This window comes from Bradyrhizobium jicamae (genome assembly GCF_018130215.1).
Classification (GTDB): Bacteria; Pseudomonadota; Alphaproteobacteria; order Rhizobiales; family Xanthobacteraceae; genus Bradyrhizobium; species Bradyrhizobium jicamae_A.
This window is the reverse complement of record NZ_JAFCKQ010000001.1, coordinates 511,647-524,088: the sequence shown is the minus strand read 5'-3', so window position 1 is coordinate 524,088 and position 12,442 is coordinate 511,647. Positions and strand designations below refer to the sequence as shown.

At 65.9% G+C, this 12,442-nt stretch carries 9 protein-coding genes; 1 reads left to right on the top strand and 8 read right to left on the bottom strand.

The window, feature by feature from the left end:
• Positions 1-26: 26 nt before the first annotated feature.
• Positions 27-1,142, top strand: coding sequence for an aromatic acid exporter family protein (locus JQ586_RS02385; protein WP_212392867.1), 1,116 nt, complete (start codon positions 27-29; stop codon positions 1,140-1,142).
• Positions 1,143-1,149: 7 nt separating this feature from the next.
• Here JQ586_RS02385 and JQ586_RS02380 read toward each other — a convergent pair whose 3' ends face one another.
• From JQ586_RS02380 to dnaA, 8 genes are all read right to left on the bottom strand, one after another.
• On the bottom strand, positions 1,150-1,806 hold the full coding sequence (locus JQ586_RS02380) for a 2-hydroxychromene-2-carboxylate isomerase (RefSeq protein WP_212392866.1): 657 nt from the start codon (positions 1,804-1,806) through the stop codon (positions 1,150-1,152).
• A 3-nt stretch (positions 1,807-1,809) separates the two neighbouring features.
• Positions 1,810-2,277 (bottom strand): DUF2867 domain-containing protein, encoded by a 468-nt coding sequence (locus JQ586_RS02375; protein WP_212392865.1) that lies wholly within the window; start codon positions 2,275-2,277, stop codon positions 1,810-1,812.
• A complete protein-coding gene (locus JQ586_RS02370; protein ID WP_212392864.1) occupies positions 2,274-3,671 on the bottom strand; it encodes an MATE family efflux transporter in 1,398 nt (465 codons plus the stop codon). The genes JQ586_RS02375 and JQ586_RS02370 overlap by 4 nt, the downstream gene beginning before the upstream one ends.
• Positions 3,672-3,728: 57 nt before the next feature.
• Positions 3,729-5,021 (bottom strand): UDP-N-acetylglucosamine 1-carboxyvinyltransferase, encoded by a 1,293-nt coding sequence (gene murA / locus JQ586_RS02365; RefSeq protein ID WP_212392863.1) that lies wholly within the window; start codon positions 5,019-5,021, stop codon positions 3,729-3,731.
• Between the two features lie 15 nt (positions 5,022-5,036).
• On the bottom strand, positions 5,037-7,472 hold the full coding sequence (gyrB, locus tag JQ586_RS02360; protein ID WP_212392862.1) for a DNA topoisomerase (ATP-hydrolyzing) subunit B: 2,436 nt from the start codon (positions 7,470-7,472) through the stop codon (positions 5,037-5,039).
• 230 nt (positions 7,473-7,702) lie between these two features.
• Positions 7,703-8,842, bottom strand: coding sequence for a DNA replication/repair protein RecF (gene recF / locus JQ586_RS02355; RefSeq protein WP_212392861.1), 1,140 nt, complete (start codon positions 8,840-8,842; stop codon positions 7,703-7,705).
• Positions 8,843-8,917: 75 nt separating this feature from the next.
• Positions 8,918-10,036, bottom strand: a complete 1,119-nt coding sequence (gene dnaN / locus JQ586_RS02350; RefSeq protein ID WP_212392860.1) for a DNA polymerase III subunit beta — start codon at positions 10,034-10,036, stop codon at positions 8,918-8,920.
• A gap of 255 nt (positions 10,037-10,291) precedes the next feature.
• Complete coding sequence (gene dnaA, locus JQ586_RS02345; protein WP_212392859.1) at positions 10,292-11,722, bottom strand: chromosomal replication initiator protein DnaA; 1,431 nt, start codon at positions 11,720-11,722, stop codon at positions 10,292-10,294.
• Positions 11,723-12,442: the final 720 nt, after the last annotated feature.

Below are 12,442 nucleotides of genomic sequence, written 5' to 3'. Positions count from 1 at the left end.
TTTCTGTCGATTCCGGATCGGGGTGCATGAAGGCCTTCGCAAAACGCATGTTTCGCCAGCTCTGGAGCCGCAAGACGCAAATGGCGCTGGCGGTCCGGATCGCGGCTTCGGGGGTGGCCGCCTATGCCATTGCGGTCGCGTTCCACCTGCTGCTGCCGCTGTGGGCGGTGCTGACCTCGCTGATCGTGACGCAAATGAGCGTCGGCCGCTCGCTGAAGGCGACCCGCGACTACATGCTCGGGACGATCGGCGGCGCCGTCTATGGCGGCGCGATCGCGGTGCTGATTCCGCATTCCGGCGAGGGCAGCCTGCTCGCGCTGCTGGTGCTCGCGATCGTGCCGGTCGCCTTCATCGCCTCGCTCAATCCGAGCCTCAATTCCGCGACGGTGACGGCGGTGATCGTGCTGCTGCTGCCGACGATGCATCAGTCCAATCCGCTGGACTCCGCGATCGACCGCGTCCTCGAGGTCACCGTCGGGGCGCTCACCGGGCTCGTGATCTCGTTCCTGGTGCTGCCGTCTCGCGCGGTCAGTCAGATCCGGGTCAATGCGTCGAAATTGCTCGATCTGCTCGCAGCGGCGTTCGCCGAGCTGCTGGCCGGCCTGACGCGTGGCCTCGACAACGACGCGCTGCACCGTATCCAGGACGGCATCGGCACCGCGGTGACCAACCTGCACGCGACGGGCACGGAGGCCGAGCGCGAGCGTTTCATGCATCTGTCGTCAGGCCCTGAGACCGGACCGCTGCTGCGCACGATCCAGCGGCTGCGGCATGACGTCGTGATGATCGGACGCGCCTGCGTCGTGCCGCTGCCCGCCGACATCCAGGCGCGGCTGGCGGGGCCGCTGTCCGACGTCAGCAAGGCGATCGTCACCTACATGAAGTCGGTCGCATCCTCCTTGCGCGCCGGCAGCGGCTCAGCGGATCTGGCCCCGGTCGATGCGGCGCTGCACGCCTACAGCGACGAGGTCGCCGCGATCCGTCGTGACGGTTTGATCCGCGGCCTGCCGGTCGACGCCGCCGAGCGCTTCTACGCGCTCGGATTTTCGCTGGAGCAGATGCGCCAGAACCTGACCGACCTCAAGCGCTGCCATGGCAATTGGTGCACGGACGAGGACGATCCGAAAGGGAGCTCGAAATGATGCCGGGCTACACCTTGCGACGGGTCAGGCCCTTGCCCTCCATACGCCAGATCAGGAGGTCGATACGGTCCTGACCGAAGAACGGCTCGTTCTCGAACACGAAGGTCGGTACGCCCCAATGGCCGGACGCGGCATGGGCGTCTTCATTGGCCTTGATCACCAGTTCGAAGCGATCGGGATCGGCAGCGACGGCCGCATCCATCGCGGCGAGATCGAAGCCCGCGGCGCCGGCTGCTCTGGTGAGATGGTCGCCCTCGTTCCAGCCCTTCACCGTGCCGTCCCACAGCACGCGGCTGATCGCATGGGTGAAGTCGAGCGAGCGTCCCTCGAGCTGCGCGGCGGCGCCGAGCCGGGTCAGGCGGTGGATGTAGGGCTGGTGTGCGGCGACATCGAGTGTCGCCATGTCCTGCACGATCGGATCCGGGCGCGGAAAGCGGAACGGGATGTTCTCGTGCTTCGCGACGCGGCTGGAATCAAGCACGACATAACGGGCGAAACGCGGATCGGTCTTCTTGAAGAAGCCGGGTACGCGCACCGCGAGCGGATAGACCGGCCGCAGGTTCACCGCGACATCGTAGTCGGCGACCATCGTCAGCGTCCTCGGCAGCGCCAGGTAGCTGTAAGGGCTGCGGAACGAGAAGAAGAGATCGACCGAGAGCGTCATGATCTAGTCGGCGACCTTGCGCAGCATCGCCGGCACGATCAGGCGGTGGAACGGCAGGATGACGGCAAGATAGGCGCGGCCGAACCGATTGTGGGTCAGCACCAGCGTGGTGGCCGTGACATTGCGGCGAGGTCCCGCCGTCGCGACGTCGACGACCAGCCGGAAGTCGAGATGCTTGTCGTTGAAGCCCGCGACCAGCCGCTCCGGCGTTTCGCTGACGACCGGAAAAATCCCGATCATGTCGCGCCCCGTCCCGGCACCCGACTTTTTCAGGCCGAATGGTGCGACCAGGATGTTGCGCAGCGCGATCAGCAACTCGATCCAGCGCGGCTGCCGCGTGATCATCGCCTCCGTCGCGTGCCGTGCGTCGAGACCGGCTTGCGCGGTCTCGATCCGGAACGCGTCGATGAACTGCGCGCCCGCAAGCAGCGCGCCGGAATCAACGTCTGGCGTGACCTCGTCGACTTTCATGGCAGCAGTGTGCGCGCCAGCAGGCGGAAGCGCAAGATCAGGAGGGTGGCATAGACCGCGGTCCCGAGCGACAGCCCGATCCAGACACCCGCGGCGCCGTATCCCGCCCGGAAGGCAAGCGCATAGGCCGACACGAACCCGACCAGCCAGTAGCTGATGGTGGCGAACAGCAGCGGCAGCTGAGTGTCGTTCATGCCGCGCAGCGCGCCCGCCGTGGTGGTCTGGACGCCGTCGGCGATGAAGAAGGTGGCGCCGATCAGGAGCAGCGTCGCGGTGAGCCTGGCGGTGGTGTCGGTGGCTTCGCCGAGGAATATCGCCGCGATTTCGAACCGCGCCATGATAACCGCGAGCGTCATGATGCTCATGAAGGCGCCGCTCAGCGCGACCGCGACGTAGCCCGCGCGGCGCAGCCCGGCCGGATCACATCGTCCAACCGCGTGGCCGACCCGCACGGTTGCTGCCATGCCGACGCCGAACGGCACCATGAACAGGATCGCCGCGATCTGCAGCGCGATCTGGTGTGCGGCGAGCGCAGTGGTGCTGATCAGGCCCATCAGGAGACCTGCGGCGCCGAACATGCCGTATTCCAGCAGGAACGCCAGCGAGATCGGTGCGCCCACTGCCACGAGCTTGCCCATCAGCGGCCAGTCGATCCGCCAGACGCGGCTGAACACGTGGTATTTCCGGAACGGCTGGCGCCGCGCGGTGAACCAGACGCCGGCGACGAAGGTGCCGAGATTGACGAGGGTGGTCGCAAGCCCTGCACCGAACAGGCCGAACTCGGGCGCACCCCATTTTCCATAGAGCAGCAGGTAGACCAGCAGGGCATTGGCCGGGATCGCCGCGAGCGTGATCCATAGCACCGGCTCGGGCCGGTTCACTGCGCTCATGAAGCCGCGCAGCGCAATGAACCATAGCGCCGGCAGGATGCCCCAGACCAGACCGAACAGATATTGCTGGGCGAGATGGGCGGCCGCCGGCGCCTGGCCGAGCGCGAGCAGGATCGCCTCGCCGTGGAACGGCAGGGCCATCAGCGGCAGCGCCATGAACAGGGCCGCCCACAAGCCGACGCGCAGCGCGCGCCGCATCATGCGGGGGTCGCGGGCCCCGAACGCCTGCGCGGCCAGGGGGGAGACCGCCGAGACCAGCCCCATGCCGAAGGTGAAGCTGACGAAGAACACCGTATGCGCCAGCGCGGCTGCAGCCACGGTATCGCTGCCCAGCCGGCCTATGAAGGCGATGTCGGTCGTCATCATCGCGATCTGGCCGAGCTGGGTCAGCGCAAGCGGCACCGCGAGCTTGAGCGTTTCCGCAAGCTCGGCCGCAAGCTGATTGCCAGAGACGGCTTCGGCCGCGCGCGGCGCGGCCGGTTCGCTTTTCTCGATGAAGGCCATAAGCGCAAGCTTAGCACGGCAAGCAGGCCAAAAGCATGGCCAAGCTGCCGCGATCGGTCAGGATCGCGCCGGAATCCGCTTGATCCTGGCGCCGAGCGCGTTCAACCGCTCCTCGATCCGCTCATAGCCGCGCTCGATCTGGTCGGCATTGTTGATCGTGGAGGTGCCCTCGGCACACACCGCGGCAAGCAGCATCGCCATGCCGGCGCGGATATCGGGCGAGGTCATCGGCGCGCCGCGCAGCCGGCTCGGGCCTGCGACGATCGCGCGATGCGGGTCGCAAAGCACGATGCGTCCGCCCATTGCGATCAGCTTGTCGACGAAGAACATCCGCGATTCGAACATCTTCTCGAACATCAGGATGACGCCGTCGCACTGTGTCGCGGTAACGATCGCAATCGACATCAGGTCCGCCGGGAAAGCCGGCCAGGGCTGGTCCTCGAGCTTTGGCACGTGGCCGCCGAAATCATCGTGGATCTTCATGGTCTGGTTCGACGGCACGACGAGATCGTCGCCCTCGACGCCGCAGACGATGCCGAGCCGCTCAAAGCCCATCCGGATCGAGCGCAGATGCTCGACGCCGGCACGCGCGATGCGCAGCGGCGATCGCGTCACCGCGGCAAGACCGATCAAGGAGCCGACCTCGATGTGGTCGGGCTGGATCGCGTAGCTCGCGCTGCCCAGCGTCGCCGGCCCGTGCACGATGATGGTGTTGGTGCCGATGCCTTCGATCTTGGCGCCGAGCGCGACGAGGAAATTCGCAAGGTCCTGCACATGCGGCTCGGATGCCGCATTGCGCAAGTAGGTGGTGCCGCGCGCGGCCACGGCGGCCACCAGGGCATTTTCGGTCGCGGTGACGCTGGGCTCGTCGAGGAAGACGTCCGCGCCCTTCAGCCGCGAGGCGCGGAATTCGAGGCGGTGGGTCGCGGTGACGGTGGCGCCGAGCTGCTCGAAGGCCAAAAAGTGAGTGTCGAGGCGACGGCGGCCGATCACGTCGCCGCCGGGCGGCGGCAGCGCCACCTCGCCGCATCGGGCAAGCAGCGGCCCCGCGAGCAGGATCGACGCGCGGATCCGCGCGCACAGCTCGGGATCGAGATCGGCGGCGCGGATTTCCTTGGCGTGAATCTGGAGCGTGTTGCGCCCGGTCCATTCGGCCGAGGCGCCGACCGAGCGGCACAGCTCGACCAGCGTTTCCGTGTCGCGGATGCGCGGCACGTTGGTCAGCACGACCGGGTGTTCGGTCAAAAGCGCCGCGGCGATGATCGGCAGCGCGGAATTCTTGTTGCCGGACGGCTCGATGGTGCCGGAGAGCCGGCGGCCGCCTTCGACGATGTACTGGATAGGCGGCACGCGGAAAGAAGCCCCTTAGGTATCGATGGTGGCGCTGAGCGAGTTTTCCTGAATGAAGTCGCGGCGCGGTTCTACCACGTCGCCCATCAGTTTGGTGAAGATATCGTCGGCCTCGTCCACCTCCTTGACCTTCACCTGGAGCAGCGAACGAGCCTCGGTATCCAGCGTCGTCTCCCAGAGTTGCTCGGGGTTCATCTCGCCGAGACCCTTGTAGCGCTGCAAGGTGACGCCCTTGCGGGCGGCGTCGGTCACGGCTTCGAACAGGCCGACCGGGCCATAGATGACCGTTTCCGTGTCCTTGCGGCGGAGCTTGCCGGGTCGCGCGTAGACGTCCTGCAGCCTCTGCCGGTACTCGTGCAGCTTGCGTGCGTCGGCCGAGCCGAGGAAGGCGTCGTCGATGATCGCGACATCTTTCACGCCGCGAACGGTGCGCTCGAACACGAAGCCCTGGCCTTCGACAAACTTTCCGGTCCAGCCGCGCTCCACTTCGTCGGCCTGGGCATCGAGCCGGTGCGCCATGTACTCCGCCGCCGCGCCGGCGTTTGCGGGATCAGTGTAGATGTCGCGGCCGAACATGCCTGCGACCGCGGCCTGCTCAATGACCTTCCGGTTATACCGGCTGTGCAGGTTGCGCAGCACGGAGCGGATGATGCGCGCGTCTTCCACCAGCGTCAGCAGGTCACGGCCGGAGCGGTCGTCGCCGGCCGCCGGCTTGAACACGCATTCATCGAGCCCGGTCGAGATCAGATAATCCTCGAGCGCGCGCTCGTCCTTGAGATACTGCTCGGACTTGCCGCGCGAAACCTTGTAGAGCGGCGGCTGGGCGATGTAGAGAAAGCCGCCATCGATGATTGCGCGCATCTGACGATAGAAGAAGGTCAGGAGCAGCGTGCGGATATGGGCACCGTCGACGTCGGCGTCGGTCATCACGATGATCTTGTGATAACGCAGCTTGTCGACCGCGAAATCGTCGCTGATGCCGGTGCCGAGCGCAGTGATGAGCGTGCCGATCTGTTCGGAGGACAGCATCTTGTCGGGACGCACGCGCTCGACATTGAGGATCTTGCCGCGCAGCGGCAGCACCGCCTGGAATTCGCGGTTGCGGCCCTGCTTGGCGCTTCCGCCGGCCGAGTCACCCTCGACGATGAACAATTCGGATTTGGCCGGATCCTTCTCCTGGCAGTCGGCGAGCTTGCCGGGCAGCGAGGAGACGCTGAGCGGATTCTTGCGGGTCAACTCGCGGGCCTTGCGCGCGGCTTCTCGCGCCGCGGCGGCCTGGATCACCTTGCCGACGATCACCTTGGCTTCGCTCGGGTGCTCCTCGAACCAGGCCGCGAGAGCCTCGTTCAGGACGTTCTCGACCACCGGGCGCACTTCCGAGGACACCAGCTTGTCCTTGGTCTGCGACGAGAATTTCGGGTCCGGCACCTTCACCGACAGCACCGCGGTGAGGCCTTCGCGGCAGTCGTCGCCGGTCAGCGCGATCTTTTCCTTCTTCGCGTTGGCCTCGGCATAGCCGTTGACCTGGCGTGTCAGCGCGCCGCGGAAGCCGGCCAGATGGGTGCCGCCGTCACGCTGCGGGATGTTGTTGGTGAAGCACAGCACGTTCTCATGGTAGCTGTCGTTCCACCACAGCGCGGCCTCGACGCCGATGCCGTTGGCCTCCGAACGCACCATGATCGGAGCAGGCACGATCGCCTTCTTGTTGCGGTCGAGATATTTGACGAACTCCTCGACGCCGCCGGAATAATGCATCTCCTCGCGCTTCTCGACCGCATGGCGCATGTCCGAGAGCACGATGTTGACGCCGGAATTGAGGAAGGCGAGTTCGCGCAGGCGATGCTCGAGCGTCGCGAAATCATACTCGATGTTCTTGAAGGTCTCGACCGAGGCGTGAAAGGTGACCTCGGTGCCGCGCTTGCCGGGTGCCTCGCCGACCACCCTGAGCGGCGCGACGGAGTCGCCGTGCGCGAACTCGATATAGTGCTCCTTGCCGTCACGCCAGATCCGCAGCTCGAGCTTGCTGGACAGCGCGTTGACGACGGAAACGCCGACGCCGTGCAGACCGCCGGACACCTTGTAGGAGTTCTGGTCGAATTTGCCGCCGGCATGGAGCTGGGTCATGATGACCTCGGCCGCCGAGACGCCTTCGCCCTTGTGAATGTCGACCGGGATGCCGCGACCGTCGTCGTACACGGTGACGGAACTGTCGGCGTTGAGGGTGACCAGGACGCGGCTCGCAAAGCCCGCCAGCGCCTCGTCGATCGCGTTGTCAACGACCTCATACACCATGTGATGCAGGCCGGAACCGTCATCGGTGTCGCCGATATACATGCCGGGCCGCTTGCGCACGGCATCGAGGCCCTTCAGCACCCGGATCGATTCCGCGCCGTATTCGGCCGGAATGGGATGCTCGGTTTCGGCAGGGGTCTGCCGGGCAGGTTCTGTCATGTGAGGCCTTCGAGGAGTGTCCCGAATCAGCTGCGCAATATGAGGCGCTGATTATGCTATTTGTGCCATGAAAGAAGAGTTGCGCATAGCGCAATCTCTCAGTCCACAAAGTATTGAATAGATAGGATTTTTTGGCGCTCTTTCAAGGTCGCCAGAGGCCGATTCCAAGGCTCTCGAAAAGCCCGATTCGCGGGCAAATTCGGCGCTTCGCCCAAGCGTGATTCCTGCCCTCAGCCGCGCCGCGTCGCCCGGCCGGACTCGACGTCGAAGATCTCGCCTCTCGGGCCGAGATCGACGAACGCAGCAGGATCGGCGCCGGTCATCCAGACCTGCGCGCCGAGCTTGCCGAGTTCCGCGAACAGCGCCTTGCGCCTGTTGGGATCGAGATGCGCCACGACCTCATCGAGCAGCAGCAGCGGCACGATGCCGGTCATCTCGGCGACCATCGTGGCGTGGGCCAGCACCAGTCCGATCAGCAGCGCCTTCTGCTCGCCGGTCGAGGCATCGCGCGCCGGCATGTTCTTCGGCGCGTAGACCACCTGCAGGTCGGTCAGGTGCGGACCGTCGAGCGTGCGTCCGGCCGCGGCGTCGCGCGGACGGTTCGCGCGCAGGATCTCGCGGTAGCGGTCCTCGACTGCGGTGGCGGGTTCATGCAGCAGCGCATTCTCCATCCAGCCGTCCAGTGCGATCTCGGCGGAGGGAAACGCCGAGGCCGCGCCGCGCTCGCGCAGCATCGTGGCGAGCCTCGCGGCCGTCTGGCCGCGCGACGCCGCGACCGCGACCGCAAGCTCTGCGGTTTCGCGCTCGATCGCGTCACACCAATGGTCGTCGTAATTGCGGACCTCGAGCAGCCGGTTGCGCGAGCGTAGCGACCGCTCCAGCGCCGAGACGCGGCTGGAATGGTCGGAATCGATCGCCAGCACCAGGCGGTCGAAGAAGCGCCGTCGTTCGGATGCTGCGCCCATGAACAGCCCGTCCATCGCCGGTGTCAGCCAGACGATGCGCAGATGATCGCCGAACGCCGCCGCCGAGCCGACCGGCTCGCGGTCGATCCGGCAGCGCCGGCTCGTGCCATTGGCTTCGCCGCTCGGGGCATCGATGCCGGTGCCCAGCGTTGCAAGGCCCAGTGCGCCCTCGACCTCGGCCGACACCGCCCAGGAGCCGTCGCCCTGGTTGTCGGCAATGTCCTCCAGTGTCGCGCGGCGCAGGCCGCGGCCCGGCGACAGGAACGAGATCGCCTCCAAACAATTGGTCTTGCCGGCGCCGTTCGGCCCGACCAGCACCACCATGTCGCCCTGTGCCGACAGCGTCGCCGCCCGGTAATTGCGGAAATGCGTCAGCGACAGGCGATGAATACGGGACGGGGTCATCTCAACTCGTCATTGCCGGGCATTCGTGCCTGGCCACGACGCAATCTAGTGATGGGACGCGCGAAGGAAAGTGCGTCACACCCGCATCGGCATCAGCACGTAGAGCGCGCCCTTGTTGTCCTTGTCCTGGACCAGTGTCGGCGAGCCGGGGTCGGCGAGCTTGAGCACCGCGACCTCGCCCTCGATCTGGGCGGCAATATCGAGCAGATAGCGCGAGTTGAAGCCGATATCGAGGGCGTCTGAGGCGTATTCGACCTCGAGCTCCTCGGTGGCGCTGCCGGAGTCGGGATTGGTGACCGAGAGCACCAGTTTGCCGGCGGACAGCGCGAGCTTCACGGCGCGGCCGCGCTCGCTGGAGATGGTCGAGACGCGATCGACCGCGGCCTCGAAATCCTTCTTGTCGACGACGAGTTCCTTGTCGTTGTTCTGCGGAATGACGCGCCCATAATCCGGAAAGGTGCCGTCGATCAGTTTCGAGGTCAGCACCACATTGCCGAGCGAGAAGCGAATCTTGCCCTGCGACAGCTCGATCGCGATCTCCGCCTCGCCGTCCTCGATCAGCCTCTGCACCTCGCCGACCGTCTTGCGCGGCACGATCACGCCGGGCATGCCGGCCGCGCCCTTGGGCAGCACGAGATCGATCTGCGCCAGGCGGTGGCCGTCGGTGGCGACGCCGCGAAGCGTCGCGGCCTTGGCGCTGCCGGCCGAGTGCAGATAGATGCCGTTGAGGTAGTAGCGGGTCTCCTCGGTCGAGATCGCAAACTGGGTGCGGTCGATCAGGCGCTTGATGTCGGAGGCCGGCAGCGCGAACGAATGCGTCATCTCGCCGGCGGCGAGATCCGGGAAGTCGCTCTCCGGGAGCGTCTGCAGGGTGAAGCGCGAGCGGCCGGCGCGCACCGCGAGCACGGAACGATCGCCGTCGGCTTCCAGCACGATCTGCGAGCCGTCGGGCAGCTTGCGGACGATGTCGTAGAACATGTGCGCCGGCACGGTGGTCGAGCCGGCGGTTCCGGTCTCGGCCGCCAGCGTTTCCGTCACCTCGAGGTCGAGGTCGGTCGCCTTCAGCGACAGCTTGGCGCCCTCGGCGCGTATCAACACGTTGCCGAGGATCGGGATGGTGTTGCGGCGCTCGACCACGCGGTGGACGTGGCCCAGCGATTTCAGGAGTTGCGCGCGCTCGACGGTGACCTTCATTGCAATACCCGCCAGATCCCTCAGATGGAAAAGCCGCGCGGCCGTTCACGGCAGCGCCGCGGCGTTGGAAACCCGAAAAGCCGGATCAATGTCGGATTTGATCAAACCCACGGGGGGACCGCAAGGTGGCGCGGATGGCGGGCGGGCGCAAGGGAAACGGCGCCCGTTCCCCACGTTTTGGGCTCGAAAATGCATTCGCCCGCCCCCTTGCGAAAAGGAGCGGGCGACGGGCACTGTCAGCCTTGCAAGCCGGTCTTATTCCTGCAACTGGCGCTTGAGCGATTCGACCTCTTCGGAGAGCGCCGTATCCTTGGCGACCAGTGCCTCAATCTTGCGCACGGCGTGCAGCACCGTGGTGTGGTCGCGGCCGCCGAAGCGCCGTCCGATCTCGGGGAGCGAGCGCAGGGTCAGCGTCTTCGCCAGATACATCGCGACCTGGCGCGGCCGCACCACATTGGCGGTGCGACGCGACGACAGCAGGTCGGAGCGGCTGACATTGTACTGCCGGGCGACCACGCGCTGGATGTCCTCGATCTTGATCCGCTTCGGCTCCTGCGGACGGATCAGGTCGCGCACCTCCCGCTCGGCCATCTCCAGCGTCACCGGCTGGTTGTTGAGCTTGGAATGCGCCAGCAGGCGGTTGATCGCGCCTTCGAGATCGCGGCCATTATGGGTGATGGTGTGCGCAAGATAGTCCAGCACCTCCTCGGGAACGTCGAAGCTCGCATGATGCACGCGGGCTGCGGCGACGCGCGACTTGAGGATGCCAAGGCGCAGGTCCTCGCCGAGCGAGCCCATCTCGACCACGAGCCCGCCGGCGAGCCGCGAGCGCACGCGGTCGTCGAGGCTCTCCAGGTCGGATGGCGGACGGTCGGCCGCGATCACGACCTGGCGGCCTGCATCGATCAGCGCATTCAGGGTGTGGCAGAACTCGGCCTGGGTCGACTTGCCCTGCAGGAATTGCAGGTCGTCGATCACGAGCACGTCGATGCCGCGCAGTGCCTCCTTGAAGGCCAGCGCCGTCTGCGTCTTCAGCGCGGCGACGAAGCCATACATGAACTTCTCGGCGGTGAGGTACAGCACCTTGCGCTCGCTTCCCGAGTTGCCGGCCCAGGTCACCGCCTGCAGCAGGTGGGTCTTGCCGAGGCCGACACCGGCATGGATGTAAAGCGGGTTGAACATCACGGGATCGCCGCGGCGTCCTTCCGCGACCTGGCGCGCGGCGGCGTGCGCCAGCGTGTTGGAGCGGCCGACGACGAAGCTTGCAAAGGTCAGGCGCGGATCGAGCGGCGAGCCGCCGAGTGCGTCGTGACTTGCGGACACCGGCGCGGTCGCAACCGATCGCAGCTCGGGGGCGGGACGGCCGTCGGTGCGCTCGACACGACGCACCTCGACCGGCGGGGGCGCTTCCTTCACCGGGGCTGCCGCGCGGATCGCGGAGCGCACGGTAAGGTCGATGCGATGCACTTCGGGCATTTCGGCCTGCCAGCAGGTGAGCACGCGGTCGGCGTAGTGCGCCTGGATCCAGCTCTTCAGGAACCGGGTCGGAACCGACAGGTGCACGCTCTCATCGTGCACGCTTTCCAGATCCATCCGCGCAAACCAGCTCGAATAGACATCCTCGCCAACGGTTGTCCGCAACCGACCCTTCACCCGCGACCAGCGATCCTGTTCCGTGTTCGTCATTGCTTTCGTACTTTTCCAAAACTGAGAGAGATGGTTGGTGCAAACCGCCGCGCATGTTTCCTGCCACGACGGCGACCTCAAGCGGGCGCAATCCTGCTCCGGACAAAGATCTCCCGTGCGGCGACAACGCGCCGTTGGCCAGATCAGTCGTTTGGAGAAGAAGCGTCCCGCGAGGTCAGCGCGTACTCGATGGTCTCTGCGCGCAGGAGATGAGGTCCGAAGGGCTCGTTACGGTACCACTGGAAATCTGCAGTTCGGCCGTGTTGGTGTCGATTGCAGTGATGATCCCGTAAGGCATAATTCTTCCCCCCTCTCGCCGCGACGTATCGCGGCGAGTTGTCAACTCGCTAGTATCTTAGTTCAGTGTTGCCGCAACCGACCACTAAAATGTCCGGCGCTGCGCCGCCGCGTTCTCGTCAACCCGTCCACTCGCTTCGCGTTCCCCCCTGCCGGACCGAAACGATCATTCCTGGTCTCTCTTGTTCGAGGCTCCCGGAGAACCGGGCGCAACGCCGGAGAAATTCAGACACAGGCCAACCGTCCTCATATTGCTATGAGTTGTCGATCCAGCTTCGCTTAGAGAGCGTCGCCACGCGCACACCGCCGCCGATTTGCGCGTCCGCCCCTGGGTCTCAAACCGCGCTGATCTGGAGAGCCGTGGGCGTCGCGGACAAGAAACAAATACACCAAGCTAATTTTCTGACAATCCGTGGATTCGAC

What these genes read in the sequence shown, in the direction of transcription:
- JQ586_RS02385 (WP_212392867.1), top strand. Translation starts at nt 27, where the DNA reads ATGAAGGCCTTCGCAAAACGCATGTTTCGCCAGCTCTGGAGCCGCAAG.
- JQ586_RS02380 (WP_212392866.1), bottom strand. Translation starts at nt 1,806, where the DNA reads ATGACGCTCTCGGTCGATCTCTTCTTCTCGTTCCGCAGCCCTTACAGC.
- JQ586_RS02375 (WP_212392865.1), bottom strand. Translation starts at nt 2,277, where the DNA reads ATGAAAGTCGACGAGGTCACGCCAGACGTTGATTCCGGCGCGCTGCTT.
- JQ586_RS02370 (WP_212392864.1), bottom strand. Translation starts at nt 3,671, where the DNA reads ATGGCCTTCATCGAGAAAAGCGAACCGGCCGCGCCGCGCGCGGCCGAA.
- gyrB (WP_212392862.1), bottom strand. Translation starts at nt 7,472, where the DNA reads ATGACAGAACCTGCCCGGCAGACCCCTGCCGAAACCGAGCATCCCATT.
- recF (WP_212392861.1), bottom strand. Translation starts at nt 8,842, where the DNA reads ATGACCCCGTCCCGTATTCATCGCCTGTCGCTGACGCATTTCCGCAAT.
- dnaN (WP_212392860.1), bottom strand. Translation starts at nt 10,036, where the DNA reads ATGAAGGTCACCGTCGAGCGCGCGCAACTCCTGAAATCGCTGGGCCAC.
- dnaA (WP_212392859.1), bottom strand. Translation starts at nt 11,722, where the DNA reads ATGACGAACACGGAACAGGATCGCTGGTCGCGGGTGAAGGGTCGGTTG.